We start from the raw sequence: 19,075 nt of genomic DNA, 5'->3' as shown, positions 1-19,075 counted from the left end.
AGGCTGCACCCGGCGCGTCTGATGCAGCCCCCTACGACTGATTCAGCGAAGGGCATCGGTGCTGGCAAAGACCCCACCGCGCACACGCCGTGCTATCGCGTCTCCAGGAAACCACCGGGTGACTTCCGACTGCGCGGCGCCATAATCCCCACCCGCTTCACGACACACCCAACCGTAAATGCGCCTGGCACGATCCTGACCAATATCAGAGCCGGTGTACTGGGCAACGGCGTGAAGCACTTCAAACCGTAAATCCGGATGTTCCAGACCGATCCGGATCAACGCAACCAAATCCAGGGGTCCGATCCAGATGTCGGGCTCGGCCTCGGCGCGAGTCGCCACGGCATGGCCGATACGCAGGCAACAGACCCGCATCCCATATTTATCAGCATAGAGCCGACCCAAATTCTCGCCAAACAGCTTACTGACGGCGTAGCGGCTATCGGGCCGAGGCGCGCTGTCCGGTGAGATGATCTGCGTCCTATCATAGAAACCAAGGACATGCAAGGTACTGGCGAAGACGATTCGCGACACCCCGTGTCGGCGCGCCGACTCGAACAAATTGATGGTACCGGACACATTGACGGCAAGCAGTTGGTCGAATGCCGCTTCGCCGGCGATTCCGCCGAGATGGATGATTCCTTCCACGCCTGCGACCACCCGTTCGATCGAATCCCGATCGGTCAGGTCGGCCGGTTGGAATTCCTCGTTTTTTGCCAACTCCGTGATTGCCTGGCAATCCGTCAGGCGAACCCGCGGATAGGCTCGTGCCAATAAGGGGCGGATTTGACTTGCGATCCTGCCGGCCGCCCCGGTCATCAGGATGGTGCGGGGCCGGACGACGCCAGGTATCGCGCGTCGAGAGTCATACCACTGACGGACCCCGAGCCTCCCCAGAATCTCTCTTAGTACCACGACCTCAGCGCCCCTCGGACTGATCCGGATACGCCGCGGCGCGGCGCCGATCCAGCGCCTTTTTGAACACCCGCAGGGCGTTGAGTTCCACCATCGACTTACCCGCCGTCATATTAGCATCATGGCGGCGCACATGCAGCGTCACCATGTCCAAACGCTCGCTGGGGAGTTGCTGCTCGGCGGCGCGGTTAAACCAGTCAGTATCCTCCGCGAAACGCAATTCCGTATCGAATAAACCGATCGCCTCAAACGCCCGGCGCCGGTACAAGCCAGCGCCGATATAGTAGGGGAAAGACTCCCGCGGATTACCGACGTACTCGAAAGCGCAGGTCGCGTCATTATAGACCATCAGCTGTGCATAGCCGTGGATGAAATCCAGGTCCGGGCGACCGCCAAGCAGGTCCGTAAGCAGGACCAGATTGCCGTCCGGCCAGAGGTCATCGACATCCAGGAAGGCGATGAACTCTCCCGACGTATCCTTAATACCGCGGTTGCGCGCCGCGGCGGCCCCTGAGTTGGCTTGACGGAAGAAGCGGACGTCCACCGGCAGTTGCGCCACGGCCTCATCAATGGCATCCGTGGAGCCATCGTCCACCACGATGATTTCCACGGCTGGATAGTTCTGCGCCAGCACGTTGGCGACCGCCTCACGGAGAAACGCCGCGCCATTATAGATCGGGATGACCACGCTAATCAGCGGACGCGAAGCTTGATCCTGCGGCGGGGCGCTCGGTAAGGCCAAGGCCGCGAGGTCCTCTGACGGAAGCCGCAGCAGGTCGCGTATGGCCGCGGGTATGGTGGCGAGGTCCCAACCCAAAGCAATCTCCAGACCGGGCAACCGGCTTGCCAACCGCGCGATAAAGACGTAATTACAATGTCCAGAATGTGGCAGTTGCGACAGCGTGGTGAACGCGGCGGCCCGTTGCAGGACGATAGTCGATACCCGGCCGAACGAGGTATTGCCCTCCCCGGCGAAGCGTGGCGTAGCTAACGCCTTGAGGGGCATAGAGCGAACCAGGCGGTCACGATACGCAGGCCACAACTGTACCACGGCTTTTTCAGCGTCAAGATAGGGCCGGTTGGTCAGCAACGGTTCAAACTCGGGGAACCGCTCCAGTTGGCTTGGCTCCATTTTCGCCGTGGCATACAGACTATAGACGCGCGGCTCCGGGTCGAACCCAACTACCAGGTAATCATCGGCCAGATAGCGCATCCCGCCGGTCAGGCACGCCAGGGCCGTCGTGGATTTCCCCACCCCGCCCTTGCCGGTGACGAGCAAGGCACCATGCTCATCACCCACGGCGGCGGCGTGCAGCAGTTGTAGCCCGTTATGCGTCATCCACCAATGGAACAACGTGCGCAAGGGCGAGGCATGGCACCAATAAGGCAGCAACTTCTGGTCTTGTACCCAGTAGATGCCGATCCCGCGCTCCAGATCCATCAGATTGACCGAGGATTCGCTCCAGTGGAACGCGCTCCGGATGCGGCGGCTGTTCATCCCCCAGATGTCACCCCGGTCAGTAAGGCAATGGCGCGGAAAAGGCGGCAGCGGCATGGCAACGCCGGCCAACGCACTGTCCCAGACATGGAAACTGACATCCGGCGAACGCACCGGGTCGACTTCAAGATGAGCAAGCGCCGGACTGAAAGCGGAACACAGCCCCTCGCCGGCGTACACCACACGTATCAGCGTGCCAGCAAGATCGAGATGTCGCTCGATAGCGCCGGCGCAGCCTTCCGCCCGCACTGCGGAACCCAGGACTGTGTCAAAGAACGCCAGTTGAACGGCCTCCGGTTGGGACGGAATGTCGGTGCTCTGGGGGCGATTCACGATGATTGGCTCCACACTCGGTTCATGATCCCGCGGCAGAGGGGGCGACCCGCGCGAGTCGGCCGCCGTCCAGCCGATAGACGGTCTCGGCATAGGCAATGACGCTCGGGTCATGGCTGATGGTCAGGATGGCCGGGCGCGCACGAGCGAGCAACAATCCACGCATCAGTCGGTCGATCGCGTCGCTATCCAGATGATTGGTTGGTTCGTCCAGGATCAGCAGCCTGGGCTCGCCCAGAAGCGCACGCGCAAGGGCAAGACGCTGGCGTTCACCTCCTGACAACAAGACCCCGCCCTCACCTATTTCGGTATCGTAGCCGGCCGGCAGATTGACGATGATCTCGTCCGCCAACGCCAGCCGGGCAGCGTCACGCACGGCGTCGAGAGTTGCCTCAGGGCGACCGTAACGGATGTTCTCCAAGACCGACCCGGCAAAGAAACCCGGATGCTGCATCACGACGCCGATTTGCGCGCGCAGGGCCCGCATGTCGAGTTCCTCATAGACCACACCGCTCGCACTCAGCCAGCCCAGTTGGGGCTTGCTAAAACCAACCAAAAGGTTGAGCAGGGTGCTCTTGCCGGCACCGTTTGGTCCGATGATCGCGCTGCTGGAGCCGGGGTCGATATGCAACTCGATGTCCCGCAGAATGATGTGCGCGCCGTAGGCGAAGGTGACCTTCGACAATATCAGACCACCATCGAAAACCACCCTCCGCTGGCCTCGATACGGTTCGACTTGTCCGTCGCGCAGCACTCCGCGCAGTGTCACCAGCGATTCGCTCCCGGCGATGAGATCGGGCATCCCTCCAATCAGTGAATCCAATTGTCCGTTGAGCAGGCCGGCCGCGACGTAGAAGGCCATCAGATCCCCCAGCGTCATAGTCCCGTCCGCTACGCCCGACCCGCCCGCTACCAGGATCATTATCCCGGCCAAGCCGGTCAGATTGCGCTGGAGTTGGCCGTGTATGGCAAAGCTCATGGCCATGCGCCGTCCGTCCGTGCTGACGGTCTCGGCAGCGCGGTACTGACGCCCGAGTTCCATCGCTTCGCAGGCCTTGAGCCGCGTCAGGTCCATCTGTCGCAAGGCGAACAGCACCGCCTTGCTGAACTGCTCGAAGGCGCGCTGAAAGGCGTAAACATCACGCTTGACCCAGCTGCCGGCCAGACGCGCGATAACGGCCAGGGGCGGGAGCACCACGGCGGTCAAGGCGACCAGCCGCCAGTTCAGTGCTACCAACACCAGGAACAAGGCCACAGTTCCGAACAAGGCCGGCAACATGCTGGACAAGAGACGATTGCTGAGGTTGTCGAAACGTTCGCTGTCCAGGACGATGCGGGCGTGCATCTTATCGAGATCGGCATGGCCGAAATAGTCCCGCTCCAGTGCATAGAGGCGATCCAGCAGATCACGGCGCAAGTGCGCGACCGCCTGCTTGATCAGGTCGAGAATGTAAGCCCGGAGGCCCAAGCCGGTCAGACTATAGAGCACCCGTACCAGAATGATCGCAAGGCCGATCCTGATCAAGGCCGCGACGTCCCCATGGGGAATCGCCTGATCAAAGGCACGCCGGATCAAGAATAAAATCGGGAGGACCAGGAGGGACTGCGCCGAAGCCGCCAGGGCATAGGCCGCCAAACGCCGCCCGGCAAATCGGTAATAGTGTGCGAACAGACGCATGGCATCCCGATCGACCAAAGCCACCTTGTTCTCTGCCGCTGGTCGGATGGGAAGCCAGGTCAACAGGCGGGCCAAAACACCGAGCATCAGGAGGTACGCCCGGTGCCGCTCAAGCGCCGCCGCAGCCCACGCCAGACAGCCGGGAGGATCTCACTGCGTCCCCGCAATTGCCAGCGATACCGCAGGTAATGGGAGAAGCCAACGGTGAAATCGAGCGGGCCGCAGGCCTTGGTACCACCACAATAATCAGCGAAGATCATCCATTGTTTGGTGAGCGGATGACGATACCAACGCGAGTAATTGCCCAGCACGGCGGTGTTAACGATGCGTTCGCGGAGGCCGGACCGGCACCGCTGCAAGCGCGACCACACCGGGGCGGGAAGGTTGAGCCCAAAGTTTCGCCCCAAATAAGTCAGCCCCAACGCCAGGCGGTGAGTCAGTTCTTGCGCAGCGGCAAAATCGATCAGCCGCTCCCAGTCGATTACATCACCGCGTTCGCGAATGACAGACAGGGCATCGGGAATCCAGCGGATCGGCGTCTCTTCATTCCAACGCACCCCGTGCAGAATGGTGTGGAACAGCAGGGCGGTCGGTTCCAGTTGCAGCGCGTCAACGCCGAGGAAGTCCACTGGTTCCGCGGCCGACCAAAACCAACGGTCGGCCGCGGCAGTCAAGCAGTCGCGAAGAAAATGGTAATGAAGATCCAACTCACCGCCGAAGCCGTCCGTACACAGCAGCGCGTGGCCGTACCGCAAGTCGTCCGGCGTCGGCGCGGACTTGATGCCATGCCATCCTAATTCTGCCAGCAGACCAAGCGCGCGGCCCAACTGCTCCGGACGGACCGCCAGATCGACATCGGTCATCGGCCGCAAGGCATGGCTGCGGTAATAGCTGACTACTAGGGGCGCACCCTTGAGCAGCAGCAGATCCACTCCGCCCCGGCGTAAATAGGCAAGCACCGGTTGCATCTTATGAAACAGACGCTGATTTTCGCACCAGGTCAAGCGGTAAACACCCTTGAGGCGCCCCAGCAGTGGATCATTTACCCCCAGCCGGAGCAAATTGGCGCACACCAAGGGCAACAGCCGCATCGCCGAGCGTCCGAACTCCGCCTCCAGGTCGATGCCGTGATGCCAGAGTTGAAATGCGGCAACGGCTTCTTCCCCATCGAGTAAAGCGGCACGCAACAGCAGGCGTTGCTCGTTGGACGGCCACAGTCGATCCGGGTGGGCCAGGTAGTCATTCATCGCACCGTCGGCTCCACTCCATCGGCGGCAGTGCGACGACGTTCCAAGGTGGCCCGGAGCACGCGCAGGTAGTCGGCCTGCAGACGTTGGGTTCGTAACGTGGTGTTGGCACCGTGAATACGGCGATGTAATACCACCGCGTCCACTTGCGCCAAGCGCATCCCCCGTTCCTGCGCGCGCGCGCACCAATCGATAACTTCTCCGACCTGCAATCCCACATCGAAGGTGCCGCCGCATTCAAAGGCACGCCGCCGCAAGAGCAGCGAGCCCGCCATGCGCCCAGGCTGCGACCCCGGCGGACAAAACCAACTGTTGCGTATCTGCTCCGGCAGTTCCGGGCTGATGAAGCAAGCGACCCGCCCGAACACACCATCGAGGTCCGGAGTGGCCTCCAAGCGTCGCAGCCTGGCGCCCAAACTGTCCTGCGGCCACAGGTCATCGGCATCCAGGAACGCAATCACTGCGCCGCTGGCAAGGCTCAGGCCGCGGTTGCGTGCGGCAGAGATGCCTTGATTGCTTTGGTGATAACAGCGCACCCGCGGGTCACCGTAACCGGTAGCGATGGCTGCGCTCGCATCGGTTGAGCCATCGTCGATGACGATCACCTCACATGGCGCCGGTATCTGAGCAAAGATGCTGTCCAATGCCTGCGCAAGGTAGGTCGCCGTGTTATAGCAAGGCACTATCGCACTGATCTGGGCCCCAAGGTCTTTCATCTAGGTGCGGCCCGGTGTGTGGTTGTAGTCGCCAAGACGCGGCCAGCTCGTCAGGCCGGCACCTGCCGACTCGGTAAGCGTTGCCGCGAAGGCTTGCGGCAACACGGATGTTGCCGGGTTCAATTCACCGCCGGACGGCTGGGCTTGGCCGTCGGCCAGCCGACTTCCGCCACATCATGGATGGGATCCAGTAGCAAGAGATCGCGCATGTCGGCAAACACCTCGAGCACCGGCGGCGTGAAGGGCGGCCGTTCCAATGCCGACGGCGCCGCTGCTGCGGCTGGCGGCGATTGAATCCGGGCTGCTGATGGAGATGCTTCGACGATCAATTCGTGTGCGAGTAAAGCGCCGATAAATGTCTCGACGGCGCTGGCTATAAGGCCGGCCTCACCGGCATAGTCAACCATCAAGCGAGATACGAGTTCGCCCTGGCTAACACCCTCCTCGATCCAACTCCAGAGCTGCCCACCGATCTGGCGCGTACTGTAATAGTTACCAGAATCGAGATTCATGATCACCGCTTCGCCATCGATCAACTCGCTGGCGACAGAAGGCTGGTTAACTCGAAACGCACGATTCTGCTTCATTTTCGTATAAACCTTCGGGATGCCGCAATGGTCTCGACGCGCGGCGGGTGTATCACCGGGGGATAACAGCAATTGCAGCGCTTTACTTCTGGAGTGTAGAGTATCGGGCGCCCGCCGCCGGGAGTCAAGCGCGCGCCGACCTACCTGGAAAGAAGCCGGACCGGCCGCCGTTCTCTGGTAAGGTTTGTGGTTTTCCTTTGGGGCTAAACGAAACATGACAATTGGGTTACAAAGACTGCGGTTGCCCACTGTAAGAAGCCAGCGGTTAGGGCCTCTGCGCGATCACGCGCCGACTGGTTGCAGACCATGGCGGGCGCATTTCGGCGCACCGAACGCGCCGGATTTGTCCTGGGCTTGCGGTGCCGCATCGTGAAGCGACGTCGTTTCTGCTCTACACTCTACGCTCGCTGGGCGGACCGCTCCCGAAAGCGGAAATCGGTCAGCGAAAGGGGCTCCGCCGGTCAGGCCGACGGGACGAGCCACTCTCAATCCTCGGTTGACCGAGACTTAACGACTGGATCCCAGATTTGTTATCACCGATGAACACGCCCCGATGAGCCGCCTGGAACGACTCTATTCGCCGCCCGAGATCGGCGCCCCCGGCAAGCGGGAGGCGCGGCAGCGCCACCGCGACCTGTTCTACTCCGGGCTCTTCGTGCTCGCCATGGCGGCGGTCGCCATCGCGGCCCTGGCGCTCCTCATGCCCGGACTGTTCGGCGGGAGCTATCGGCTGCACGCCTATTTTCTGGACGCCGCGGGGCTCGGCGACGGCATCCAGGTGATCCAGGAGGGCCAGGTGATCGGCCTCGTCGAGGGGGTCACCCCGCTCTTCCCCGGGCGGGACGCGCGGCTCGGGCGCTGCCCGGCGCCCGCCGCCGACGCCGCACCGCGCTCCCCGGCCCTGCCCTGCTTCCGCGCCACCCTGCGCATCAAGCGGGACTGGCCGGTGCCCACCGACAGCCTGGCGCAACTCGGCTCACCGGGCCTGCTCCAGGGCGAGGCCATCCTGATCCGCCCCAGCGACCGGCCGACGACGCTGCGCGATGGGGATGAGATCATGACCCGGGCACGGGAGCCGGACCTGATGGCCAAGCTCAACGAACTGACCCGATCACTCGACGGTGTGGTCAAGGAGACCATCGCCCCGGCCCTGGCGAGCATCAAGGCGCAGATCGAGACCATCGAGACCCTGCTCGGGACCGGCGGCGACCAGGCGGGCAACCGCGACCGCCTGGCGGGGGCCTTCGAGAGCCTGCAAAAGCTCAGCGCCAACATCGAATCCTCCATCGACCCCAAGAAGGTCGCCGCCATCCTGGACTCGGTCCAGACCCTGTCGAAGAATCTCACCGAGGTCTCCGCCAAGCTCGGCGGCGGCACCGAAGAGATCAAGGGGACGGCGCGTCAATACGGCGACCTGGCCCGCGATCTGCGCGGCCTGGTCAGCGACAACAAGCCGGCCCTGCAACGCTCCCTGGAGGACACCCAGGGCCTGTTGCAGGATCTCAATGCCTCCCTGACCCCGATCCTCGTCAATATCGAGGACGCCAGCCGCAACCTCGCCGCCTTCTCCCGCGACCTGCGCCGCGACCCGGCGGTCATCATCAAGGGCCGCAAGGTCGAGGAGCAGGCACCATGGTTCAAATGACCATCGCGCGGTGGGCCCGCCGCGGGGCCGGCCCGGTCCCGGCGGTCCTCGCCCTGCTGCTGGCCCTGGGCGGGCTTACGGGTTGCGGGTCGTCGACACCGCTGCGCTCCGAACGTTTCTACCGCCTGGACCCGGCGCCCCTGGCAGGCCCGGCCGGCACCCCGGTACCGGCCATCCTGCTGGTCAACGACCTGTCCGCCCGCGGCTTTCTCGGCGCCCGGCAGGTCCTGTTCCGCACCCGCGCCGAGCCCCTGGTGACCCAGCGCTATGACGACCTGCTGTGGGAAGAACCACCCACCAGCGCCCTGGCCCGCGCCCTGGTAGCGGCCCTGCGGGCGGCCCGGGTGTTCCAGTTCGTGGTGGTCCCGGCCGAGCGCGCCCGCGCCGACTTCCTGCTCGGCGGCGAACTGGAACGCTTCGAGCACCTGGCGACCGAGCAGCCCCCGCGGGTGGCCGCCACCCTGCACCTGGCACTGGTGCGCTCCGCCGACCGCGGTTCCATGGTCAGCCGCACCTACAGCGGTGAAGAGCCGCTCGCGGGCAGCACCCCGGACGCCATGGTCGCCGCCTTCACCCGGCTCAGCGCCCGCCTGGTCGGGGAGGCCGTGCGCGACCTCCAGGCCAACCAGGCGCGCCTCCGCCCGACGCCCCCCTGAGGAGCACCCCCAAAGCCCAAGACTTCAGCCTTCAAATAGCTTCGTAACGACGCCCCCTGGCAGGCACCAAACCCCGCAACCGGCGATCGTGTTATCTTTACCCACTCGGAAAATCGCCCAGCGGGCGATTTTCCGAGTCATTCCAGACCACTTTGGCAGGTTGATATGAAAGACACCGTGGCGATCGAAGCGCTCTTGGACCGGTTGGTGGTTGGGGACAAGCTGGCCCCCGGCACCCGGCTGCCGCCCCTGGCCGACCTGGCGGCCCGGCTCGAGTACGAACCGCAGAAGATCGCGACGGCACTCGCCGCGGCCGTGGCCAAGGCCAAGTTCGTGGGGACGCCGGACGGGGGCTTCGAGGTCGCACTGCCGTCTGTCACTGCTGCCTCCCCGCGCTTCTCCTTTTCCACCACCGCCGCGCAGCACCACGAGCGCCTGGTCACCGCGCTCCTGGAGCAGCCCGCGACGCGACTGCCGTTCGACGACGAACACCCCCTGCACACCACCGAGTGCCGCGCCCAGGAGGCCCTGGGGCTCGCGCCCGACCAACCCTTCCACGTCATCGCCCGCGTCCGCCACTGGAACGGCAAGCCCAAGGTCTTTCACCGCGTCTACCTCGACCCCGCGCGCTTCGCGCCGGGATTCATCGAGGGCTATGACTTTGAGACACAATCCGTTCTCGATATGTATCGCAGCGCCGGCTATCGCCTGCTGTCGCGGGATACAGTGCTGCATTCACGCTTCACCAGCCGCTACGAGGACAACCTCCTGCTCCATCTGAAGCGTGACGTCCACCTGCAACCCGTGCTGCACGCCGAGCAGTCCTTCTTCGCCACCCACGCCGCCAGCGGCGAGGGCTCGGAAGACCGCTTCGTCCTCGAATACATGCAGGCGACCTATTTCGATCACTGGCAGTATTCAATCCACAACCGCGCCCCCGAGGGCTGAACCCAATCATGCCCAACCCGCCCAGCTTCTCATTCGGCGCCCGGGTCGAGCTGGTGGTCCGGGATTACCGGCGGGCGCTGCTCTGCATCCCCGCCCTGGCGAGCGGGGCACGCCTGGACGAGAAGGACCTCCTGAGGCAGGGCCCCGCCGCCACGGAGGCCAAGTTCAGCCTGGACGAGCACCTTGAGTACCTCGTGAACCAAGGAGTGATTGCCCGGGATCGGCCCCTGCTGGCGTTCGGGATGCGCAACAGCCTGGTCAACCTCCGCTGCCCGGTGATCCTCGACGGTCGCGTCCACGCGGTAGCCGGGGAGGACCCGCAAGAGAGCCGCCGCCCCTATTACGGGATCGGCGCGCGCGACGCGCGCCTCGTCATGGGCCAGGCACTCGGCGACTCCCAAGAGGACTGGTCAGCCGCCGATTTCTTCTGCGCCGCGGTCCCGGTCCTGGACGAGCGGCTCGACCCGCCGGCCCTGCTGGACGCGATCCTCACCGAGGCCGCCGACCACTCACACGTCTTCGACCTCCCCCGCGGCAACCACCCGCTGGCCACCGACGCCACCCGCGCCGCTTGGGCGCAGCTGCACGACGCCTTCACGGCCAACCTCTACACCGACCGACCGCAGGCCGCCGCCGCCATGCGCGCGGCCCTGGCCGGACTGGACCCGACACCGCCGCGTTGCGCCGATTATCTCCATGCCGTCCTCGGCGTCGGCGCGGCGGGGGAACTGGTTTGCGTCTTCGCCCATGGCCTGCTGGAAGCCGTGGGCCGCCGGGCCGGTGACTTAGGCGCCGAACGCGCGGTCTGCGTCGAGAACTCCGGCTCCATCATGCCCACCTTCCTTCCGGAAGGCGTGGACGGCGAGCGGATACCGCTGCTGCGGGCACCGAATTTCCGACCCAAGGGGCGGGCGCTCCTGGTCATTGAGTTGACGACGAGCGGCTTCGACTCGCTGGCAAGTATCGTGTAAGGGTGCGGTCCGCCAGGAAGGCGAGCGGGCGATCGAGGCATAGGCCGTCCATCGGGTTCGGAATGGCGGCGGGGACGGCGTGATACGCCCTGTCCCCGCTCTGGTCCTTTGATCCCGTGACGGAGTCAACCCCCGTGAAATACGCAGCAGACCGCGCCGGAGCCTTCGATCCCTACATCCGCATCCCCGGCGGTCCTCAAGGCCCGAACCATGAAGAAGACCGCAGCAACACTATCCGAGCCCTGCTCATGGACCGTGCTGTCCAGCAGGTACGACAGATTCTCGCGGCGGTAGCACGCGCCGATCTCGATGATCTACCTCCGGTCCTGCGCGGGCTCCATCGTGAGACCCGCGGCGGTCTCACCCGCACGGCCACCGCAATGCTCGCCGCACTGGAGCGCTTTCTCACGCGGAAAAAGCACGCTGACGTGCGCGAGCGACTCGATCCGGCCTTCAGACCGATGGGTGCCTGGGTGCGAGGGAGTTACGCCGTCACGTCGCCGGCGCTGCTGGTAGTGCAATCCATCCTCTACAGCCATTGCGAGTGGTTTCAGGACTGTCTTTGGGAGATCCACTCGGCGGTGCGCGCCTATAACGAGCTACGCCAATCCGGCTATCCGGAGGATCATTGCCGATTCGTCGCCGGTATTCTGGCCCATCAGACACTCGTCAGGACCGCCTGGACCCTGGATACGAAGCCGTATCACTCAAAACCATCAGGGCAAACAAGCCGCAAAGACACGAAGGACCCGACAGAAACCTTCGCCTTCTTTTTTGAGAACGGGAATGCGACGTCAGCAGACAAGAGCGTCAGGTGTCAGGGGACGGCGGATAAAATCGCGGAAGCGGCGGCCCAGGCAATCGCCCGCACGCTGTTTGAGTTTTTGCCGAATTTCGTCAACCGACCATCACAGGCGGATGGTTCCCCTCACCGCCGACGGCTTGCGGCGGCGTTAATTCTGCACAGTCTTTGTCTGCAAGCCCGACACCATCAAACCGAGCAACGCGACCAGATCGCCCAAATTAAGTCGCAAGCCTTACGTTTTTTCGACTATCTGATCGAGCGCCCGGACGACCACACCGGTTCGTTGCCTGGTCTGGTTTACATCCATTATGGGCGATACTTGCACCGTGCCAACGATGGCTTATGGAAAGAGATCCGACAATATGCAGTGGATGAACTCACTCGTAGTCATACGGAAGTGGCCAGCGGCGAACCACCTAAACACCTAACCCTTTGCCTCCCTCGGGTCGGCTCCCTGCGAGTCTGGAACAATCGGCTATTCGATTCTAAGGCTACCGGTCTGAACAACTGCGCACCTGGCAAAGATCATTTCGCAACCGCTGAGGAAGACCGACTCCCCCACGCCAGTGAAACGCCTATCAAGTCAACAATTGAGCAAGTAGCCGGCAAGGTGTTGTGCTATCGTTTCTCTGGAGACGACCGAGACAGCGATCCTGCCAAGCTAGCCGATATAGTCCGATGCAACCTCGGTCTCCCCAGTGACTCGAAGTTCGATGTTAGAAAGCTGGCCGATGAGATCGCGAACTTAAAGCGAGAGCAGGAAAAAGAAAGGATCAAACTCACGCCTGAGGACTTAGAGCTAAAGCTTAAGATCGCCGACTTGTTTGATCTGGTGCGAAAGGAACACCTGGCCTATGTCGACCTGATCGGCTGGAAGGAATCCAGTCAACAGGGTGACAACCCAACTCACTCCAACGCAGACTCAACCCATAATAAGCGACCCGATTATTTCCCGTCGCCACTTGTCGGACATATATTGCACGCCTACCGAGATTTCAGCCCTAGAGACTTCATTGCCCTTCATATCACTGGGCAGGAACCTCGCACTGTCGCGGCAAAGGCCGCCGGTGACGTGCAGTTTACCGTATGGCTTCCGCACTACGTTCCGAAGATCGGCGATGTCGCTGCCCTGGATTCAAGCCTTTCCGAAATTTGGGGTGAAGAATACGACCGACAGCCTGATGCACTCATCGCACGCTACGCCGCCGCGATGATGATCGGAATTTTGGTGTCCTTTGCCCCACGCCGCTTGGTGCTTGATTACCTCTGCGATGACGATCGCGCCAGGGAATGGAAGAAACTTATCGCAGCCGCGTTCAAACAGAACGGCGGCCCCCTGATGAGACTTTATACTGAACAGGTGCGTGCCCGTCGGGCAGAGTGCGACACTGCAGGAAACACGGTCCCCAGGGCTCCCCTTCCACGGGATATTGGCTGTGGATGGGAATTCTGGGCGCCGGACATTGGCATCGGCAACGACGCAAAGGCCAGTAAAGACCCCGAGCTATTTCCCGAGACATTGCGAATCCTTGGAATCGATGCCGGCGGAACCTCGATAAAATATGATCTATTCGAGGTCAACTGGGCCTACGACTCGCGGTCGAGTATTGGCGGCAATCTTTCAAGTCCAAAATCGCTCGCCGAATCGGGCGATAATCCGGACCCAATTTTCTGGTCTGATCTCGAAAATTCCGACTCTGAAACAGATGTAGCCAACACAGTCAAGGCATTATTCAGGCATGTACGCGACCGTATCAAGAACCCACCGGATGGCGAGGATTCTTCAGTCCCTGCGGACCCTTCAGGCTCGGAAACGGATTCCAAGGGATTTCATGCAGTCGGTATCGCCTATCCTGGCCCCATAGCCGATGGTGTTCCGGTTGGTGTGAGCGGCGTCCTGCGGGGCGACAAGCTTAATTATGAGACGCTTATTGCAAAGGGTAATCCGCATAAGCTCCATCAATTGGATTTCGCCCAATCTGCGAAGGATGTCCCGCTACTGGAAACTGCCGTAGTTACGGTTCTCAACGACGGTGAAGCGGACATTCTTGCCTCGGAGTCCAATAGTCGAGCGGGAGAAGAAGGCATCCACCTGGTTCTCAAGGAAGGAACCGGCGTGGCCTATGCAGTATTCGAGGATGGAGTGCTAATGGAGCGTACCGCCGAAACCGCCAAGGCGATTCTGAATCTTCACGCAGGCCCCCCGCCAAGGAAAGACAATCCGTTCCAACAAGGCGCGCTCAGCGGTTTCGTGTCAAAGAACAAGCTGGAATCATTGCTGCCCGAGGCGTGCAAGAGCCTTCAGTTCGTCCTTGAGTGGCAAGAACTCGCAGACCGTGAGTCTCTCGAGAAAACCATTCGGCTACAGCTTGCTAAGACGACGCAAGATCTCGGCATTGCGCAAAACGAGAACGAGCTGGCTAAGCGGGCCACGTTGATCACAGAAGTTATTCTCAGGTACTGCGGCCCCTTAAAGGATGGGCATGTCCCTCAATGGCCCGCTATTAAGGATGCCTTAGTCAAGTGTCTTCAACCATTCGCTGGTTCACAAGATCAGGAACAGACCTTGGCGTCCTCTCTGTGGAAGCACCTTGAGGCCCAGACCTCGCCTGCAGATGTGGCTCTGTCGCGTGCCAAGGACATCTTGAACGAGGCACTTGGACTTGCACTTGAGTCCGCCCTCACGAAGAGCCAGAAGGCCGATGTCGATATTCAAGTGTTCCTACGCAACGCTTTGAAGTCCCACGAGCGTACATACGTTGGTGTCGGGGATATTGCTACATCGATGTCTTCGGCCGCCAAAGGGCTTCTGGCGGAGTGTGGACCGCAGCTGGTTGTCTGCCATAATAAAGCACGCATAGCGTATGTAATGCGTGTTGCTAAGGAGGACAATAAGGAATCTGCGAGTTTTCTCGCCGGCTTTCTCCACAGCAAGCAAGAACCGACGACGATCCTGGATAGAAAGGAGGATAAGCCTGAGTTCCCTTGGCTAAGGAAGCAGGTAGATTCCGTAAACTCGCATCTACGGGTCCCGCGGTCATGGGACGATCTTGATCTAGGCGAACGAACAGCCATTGCTTTGGCCTGGGTTTTGGGGCGCTGGCTGGCGGATGCCATTGCCCTGAGTTGGGATCTTTATCAAATGCGGAAGGTACAACTGGCAGGCGGCCCCCTGAAGGAATACACTGGCGTTTATATCGTCCAATCGGCCCGCATGGCCTTGGAGCAGGTCTACGGCTTCGACCTCGATTCTTCGGGCGGTTCGGCTGACTGGTACGCCCGGTCGCGGCGGCGAGAGATTCGGGCACTGGGTCTTGTCGACCCGCCCTTTGACAGCAGCGAGGGCGGGCCGCTGGGAGCCGCGATGGCGGCATTGGATGGGTTTGTGATGGACCTCAAACGACAGCAGTTACGCGCGTGCCGCAAGCACGTAAGCGCGTTCACGGGGGACAAACCGACACGCAGGACCTTCACGGTTGCGGAACTCAAAGCCGAGGCCGCGAAAGAACTGAACAAGCGACCCTGGGTGGTATCGGAAGACGAAATCGCCTACATGCTTGAGACCGAATCTGCGGCGTTGGCTTTAACACGCGAGCAGGACGGCTCCTTCCGTCCGCTGCCGGAGTTCCAGTTGAGTTCACGGGAAGAAAAGACAAATGCACCCGCCGTGGGCTGAACTTTCCGTGCTTCCCCGCTGAACAAGGGAAGAGGTGTACGACTTTCATATTCCCCAGTGGTTTAGCGCCAACTCTCACCCGAAGCGGCGAGGTATTCCTCGCCGCCGACCGCCCCTAACCCTGCCCCTCCGCTAAGTCGAAGTCCATGGCCTCGCCCGGCGGCTGGATATAGGGTCCCTGGATCAGGCCGACCCCGGCGCGGCGCAGGGGGCGATGACCTCGGAACCCGCGACGCCGGTGCAGATCACCCGGCCACGGCGGACATGGGCGCAATGCACCATCATAATGGTAAGAGAGACCAGAGCGCCTACCGCACCGGTAGCCCCGGTTTTTCTCATTGCCATTGGAACCAAGCTGAAAAACACAAGAATGGTCGCAGCAGATTACAGTAGCGCACCAACTCCGACAAAAAAGACAGTAACGTCACTCGCGAAAGCACTCCAACGAACTTTACGTTGGTAACGTGATAATCGGCTCGTCAGGGACGGGCTAGCACGAAACCTGCCTGGACGAAATGCTGGTCGAATGCGAGTAGGGTCCTGAACCCCATGCGGCGCATGACGACGAATGAGACACAGTCGACCAACCCCCAGGTCTTGTCGGCATGGCCTTGGTACCGTGCGAATGCGGCATCGAACAGTTCGGGGGTCAAATGCACCACCGTCGATCCCACGGATTCGCGAAAGTCTGCCATGATCTGCGCGGCGGCGGGGCGCGCAAGGCGTGACAGGGCATTGCCGATTTCAAGCAGGACCGCATCGGTGGCGACGACCGGGTGGCGGTCATAACGTTGCGCAAGCAGCACGGCCTGGGCATGATGCTGTTCATGCTCATTGACCAGCGCCAGGACATACCCGGTATCGACAAAGACCGGTTCAAGCATCCTGATTGCCGATCACATAGGAATCATGATCGATTGACAGGTCCGCCGGCCCGGCGATGCGCACCCGGCGCAGGCGCGCGAAGAGGGTCTCGGCCTCTCCCGCGTCCTCGGTCTGGGTATCGACCACGACGACGCGCAGGTCCCGGCCGTTGAGTTGCCGCTGGTGCTCCAACGGGATCTGGAGGATGCCGTCGTGGACGGTGGTCTGAAACTCGATCGCGTGCATAGGGCGGACTCCGCTGGCTTCAGGTCTCCCGGCCAAGTCTACGCCATCGGGAACCGGGCCTAGACCTTAAAGGTTCGGCCTGCGCGCGGGCAAGTTGAACCCCGATACGGACCAGCAGCCATTCCTCGCTGCCGTCAAGCAGTCCCGGACTTATCCCTGCCCATCCGTAAAATCAAAATCCATCGCCTCGCCGGGCGGCTGGATATAGGGTCCCTGGATCAGGTCGACCCCGGCGCGGTGCAGGGGGGCGATGGCCTCGGGACCCTCGACCCCGGTGACGATCACCCGGGCGCGGCGGGCGTGGGCGCGATGCACCAGGGCGCGCAGGCGCTCGGGCGGGAGTCGCCAGTCGGCCGAACGCGCGAACCGCACAAAGGACACCGGCAGGCGCTCGAGCACCTGCAGGCTGGACTCCTCTTCCGTGACGGCGTTGAGACACGGGCGTATCCCCAGGATCACCAGTTGGCCGGCCCGGCGCACCGCCAGATCCAGGTAGCGCTCCACCTCGGCCAACTGCCACTGGATGACGGGGCGACATTGGACGAGGTTGCGGGCCACGATGGCGTCCCGCACCCGCTCGACCCAGCCCTCGTCCGCCGCGCTCGCGAAGGACTGGTGCAGGAACAGCACCACCGGCTGCCCCGCCACACGGCGCTCGCGCAGGGCGTCGAGTCCCGTGGCGAGCAGCCAGCGGTCGACCTGGGGCGCCTGCCCTGCTTGCAGGGCCGCTGGTACGAAGGCGCCGGGGGCCAGCAGTTCGCCGTCGGGCATGGCCAGACGCAGGGTCGCCTCGTAGCACGGGGCCGCCGTCCCGCGCAGCGGCACCATGGGTTGGAAGAGGAGGTGGAATTGGCTGGCCGTGATCGCCTCCAGCACGGGATGGGGCGCCGCGACGCTATGCGGCCCGGCGCTCGGCCGCTGGTAGCCCTCGGCCCGGCCTTGGCGGCGGTGCAGACTGATGCGGGCGACCTTGCGCGCCCGGGAAACCAGGGTCACCGATTCCCCGCCCCCGGCCGCAACCGCGCACCAACCGACCCCGAAGGCCGGCGCTACGGCGGCGGCACCTGCCTGCAAGTCCACCCGGACGCCCTGTCCCAAGGCCTCGGCAAAGGCGCCCAAGGGGCTCGGGGCGGCGCGCCGCACGAGCACGGCCACCCCGTGTTCGCCGACCCGCGCCGCCAGGGCACCCGCCCCGGCCCGCGCGCTCGCCGCCCCGGCCAGCCAGTGCAGGGCCGCGGCATCCCCCGCCTGTTCGAGATAGATCAGGCCCCAGTCGCGTGCGCGCGCATGGATCAGCCGATCGAGCCGGGCAAGCAGGCGTTCCCGATCAACCAAACCAGTCGGCCCGCGCGACGCCGTCACCGCCGTCTTGCGGACCTGGGCCTGATGGCGCGCCCGCGCGAGGCGCTGCCGCACGCACGCGACCAGGCGTTGCGGCGGGACCGGCTTGGCCAGGAAGTCGTCGCCGCCGACGCGCAGTGCATCCAACTGCCGCGCCGGGTCCAATTCCACGGACAGGAAGAGGATCGGCAGGTCGGCGTAGCGCTCCTGTTCCCGGATCACCGCGGTCAACTCGATCCCGCTGGCCCCAGGCATGTGCAGGTCCATGAGCACCAGGTCCGGTGCGAAGCGGTCCATGGCGGACAGGGCCAGGAGTGGATCGAACACCTGCTGCGCGATCATCCCGGCCTGCTCCAGGACCCGTGCGGCAAAGAGGGCGGATACCGGCTGGTCGTCGACCACCAGGACCCGCTCCGGGACACCATCGGCGGGCCCGACCAGGGCCGCCGCCCGCGCCGCCAGGTCCGCCGCGTTCAGGTCGCGCGGGAGCCAGGCCGCCGCACCCACCCGCAGCGACGCGAGGCGTTGCCGCAGGTTCTCGGGCTGACCCAGACAGACCAGGGGCGGGCGCGCCGGGTGCCCGGCGCGCGCGTCGGCGCCAAGACTCGCAAAGGCCTCGACGTGCGGGAAGGCCAGCAGGTCCACCAGGACGAGCAGCGACGGGGGCCGTCCCCCGCCGGGGCCGCCCTGGTCCTGGACCCGGCGGCCCAGTTGCGCGGGTGTGTCAAAAACCGCCAGGTCCAGCCCGAATCCGGTGAAATGCGGATCCATGGCCGCGACCAGGGCGACATCAGTGGAGAGCAGCAGGACGCTTCCACGCGCGGACGGGACCTGGGTCTGTGCGTTCATACTATTGATTTCCATGGTAGCTCTGTCGCGGCCGACCTGAAACCGGTCGGAACTTGCCGACCTGAAACCGGCTCTTCTTCCCCGTCTTCTTCCTGGTTAA

The 19,075-nt window shown here is 63.1% G+C and carries 14 protein-coding genes; 5 read left to right on the top strand and 9 right to left on the bottom strand.

The genetic code is table 11. The annotated features are described in order from the left end of the window. Positions 1–42: 42 nt before the first annotated feature. The 6 genes from THSYN_RS06815 to THSYN_RS06790 form a co-directional block, all read right to left on the bottom strand. Positions 43–819: an NAD-dependent epimerase/dehydratase family protein gene (locus THSYN_RS06815; protein WP_100918468.1), complete on the bottom strand. Its 777-nt coding sequence runs from the start codon at positions 817–819 to the stop codon at positions 43–45. A gap of 100 nt (positions 820–919) precedes the next feature. Then, positions 920–2,746: a glycosyltransferase gene (locus THSYN_RS06810; RefSeq protein WP_157817504.1), complete on the bottom strand. Its 1,827-nt coding sequence runs from the start codon at positions 2,744–2,746 to the stop codon at positions 920–922. A gap of 22 nt (positions 2,747–2,768) precedes the next feature. After that, entirely contained in the window at positions 2,769–4,448 is a 1,680-nt protein-coding gene (locus tag THSYN_RS06805; protein WP_172965243.1) for an ABC transporter ATP-binding protein, read from the bottom strand. Between the two features lie 62 nt (positions 4,449–4,510). Then, positions 4,511–5,671, bottom strand: a complete 1,161-nt coding sequence (locus THSYN_RS06800) for a nucleotidyltransferase family protein (RefSeq protein ID WP_157817503.1) — start codon at positions 5,669–5,671, stop codon at positions 4,511–4,513. Further along, positions 5,668–6,387 (bottom strand): glycosyltransferase family 2 protein, encoded by a 720-nt coding sequence (locus THSYN_RS06795; protein WP_100918464.1) that lies wholly within the window; start codon positions 6,385–6,387, stop codon positions 5,668–5,670. Before THSYN_RS06795 ends, THSYN_RS06800 begins: the two co-directional genes overlap by 4 nt. Before the next feature lie 119 nt (positions 6,388–6,506). Further along, positions 6,507–6,974, bottom strand: coding sequence for a PqqD family peptide modification chaperone (locus tag THSYN_RS06790; RefSeq protein ID WP_157817502.1), 468 nt, complete (start codon positions 6,972–6,974; stop codon positions 6,507–6,509). Positions 6,975–7,527: 553 nt separating this feature from the next. Here THSYN_RS06790 and THSYN_RS06785 point away from each other — a divergent pair. The 5 genes from THSYN_RS06785 to THSYN_RS06765 all read left to right on the top strand — a co-directional run bounded on the left by THSYN_RS06785 (position 7,528) and on the right by THSYN_RS06765 (position 15,675). Then, positions 7,528–8,619 (top strand): MlaD family protein, encoded by a 1,092-nt coding sequence (locus THSYN_RS06785; RefSeq protein ID WP_100918462.1) that lies wholly within the window; start codon positions 7,528–7,530, stop codon positions 8,617–8,619. Then, entirely contained in the window at positions 8,607–9,275 is a 669-nt protein-coding gene (locus THSYN_RS06780) for an ABC-type transport auxiliary lipoprotein family protein (protein WP_261341377.1), read from the top strand. Before THSYN_RS06785 ends, THSYN_RS06780 begins: the two co-directional genes overlap by 13 nt. Positions 9,276–9,440: 165 nt before the next feature. Further along, positions 9,441–10,223, top strand: coding sequence for a UTRA domain-containing protein (locus THSYN_RS06775; protein ID WP_100918460.1), 783 nt, complete (start codon positions 9,441–9,443; stop codon positions 10,221–10,223). A gap of 8 nt (positions 10,224–10,231) precedes the next feature. Continuing rightward, a complete protein-coding gene (locus THSYN_RS06770) occupies positions 10,232–11,194 on the top strand; it encodes a hypothetical protein (protein WP_100918459.1) in 963 nt (320 codons plus the stop codon). A gap of 134 nt (positions 11,195–11,328) precedes the next feature. Beyond that, complete coding sequence (locus THSYN_RS06765; protein ID WP_157817501.1) at positions 11,329–15,675, top strand: hypothetical protein; 4,347 nt, start codon at positions 11,329–11,331, stop codon at positions 15,673–15,675. Between the two features lie 479 nt (positions 15,676–16,154). Here THSYN_RS06765 and THSYN_RS06760 read toward each other — a convergent pair whose 3' ends face one another. The 3 genes from THSYN_RS06760 to THSYN_RS06750 all read right to left on the bottom strand — a co-directional run bounded on the left by THSYN_RS06760 (position 16,155) and on the right by THSYN_RS06750 (position 18,975). Continuing rightward, positions 16,155–16,559 (bottom strand): type II toxin-antitoxin system VapC family toxin, encoded by a 405-nt coding sequence (locus THSYN_RS06760; protein WP_100918457.1) that lies wholly within the window; start codon positions 16,557–16,559, stop codon positions 16,155–16,157. After that, a complete protein-coding gene (locus THSYN_RS06755) occupies positions 16,552–16,785 on the bottom strand; it encodes a hypothetical protein (RefSeq protein ID WP_100918456.1) in 234 nt (77 codons plus the stop codon). Before THSYN_RS06755 ends, THSYN_RS06760 begins: the two co-directional genes overlap by 8 nt. Before the next feature lie 150 nt (positions 16,786–16,935). Then, a complete protein-coding gene (locus THSYN_RS06750; protein ID WP_100918455.1) occupies positions 16,936–18,975 on the bottom strand; it encodes an EAL domain-containing response regulator in 2,040 nt (679 codons plus the stop codon). Positions 18,976–19,075 lie beyond the last annotated feature (100 nt).

Origin of the sequence: Candidatus Thiodictyon syntrophicum, from assembly GCF_002813775.1 — a bacterium.
GTDB lineage: Bacteria > Pseudomonadota > Gammaproteobacteria > Chromatiales > Chromatiaceae > Thiodictyon > Thiodictyon syntrophicum.
This window is presented reverse-complemented; position numbering and strand designations above follow the sequence as displayed.

Bases quoted from the DNA above. Each gene is read 5' to 3' on its own strand.
- THSYN_RS06815 (WP_100918468.1), bottom strand. From the start codon at position 819: ATGACCGGGGCGGCCGGCAGGATCGCAAGTCAAATCCGCCCCTTATTG.
- THSYN_RS06800 (WP_157817503.1), bottom strand. From the start codon at position 5,671: ATGAATGACTACCTGGCCCACCCGGATCGACTGTGGCCGTCCAACGAG.
- THSYN_RS06795 (WP_100918464.1), bottom strand. From the start codon at position 6,387: ATGAAAGACCTTGGGGCCCAGATCAGTGCGATAGTGCCTTGCTATAAC.
- THSYN_RS06790 (WP_157817502.1), bottom strand. From the start codon at position 6,974: ATGAAGCAGAATCGTGCGTTTCGAGTTAACCAGCCTTCTGTCGCCAGC.
- THSYN_RS06785 (WP_100918462.1), top strand. From the start codon at position 7,528: ATGAGCCGCCTGGAACGACTCTATTCGCCGCCCGAGATCGGCGCCCCC.
- THSYN_RS06780 (WP_261341377.1), top strand. From the start codon at position 8,607: ATGGTTCAAATGACCATCGCGCGGTGGGCCCGCCGCGGGGCCGGCCCG.
- THSYN_RS06775 (WP_100918460.1), top strand. From the start codon at position 9,441: ATGAAAGACACCGTGGCGATCGAAGCGCTCTTGGACCGGTTGGTGGTT.
- THSYN_RS06770 (WP_100918459.1), top strand. From the start codon at position 10,232: ATGCCCAACCCGCCCAGCTTCTCATTCGGCGCCCGGGTCGAGCTGGTG.
- THSYN_RS06760 (WP_100918457.1), bottom strand. From the start codon at position 16,559: ATGCTTGAACCGGTCTTTGTCGATACCGGGTATGTCCTGGCGCTGGTC.
- THSYN_RS06755 (WP_100918456.1), bottom strand. From the start codon at position 16,785: ATGCACGCGATCGAGTTTCAGACCACCGTCCACGACGGCATCCTCCAG.
- THSYN_RS06750 (WP_100918455.1), bottom strand. From the start codon at position 18,975: ATGAACGCACAGACCCAGGTCCCGTCCGCGCGTGGAAGCGTCCTGCTG.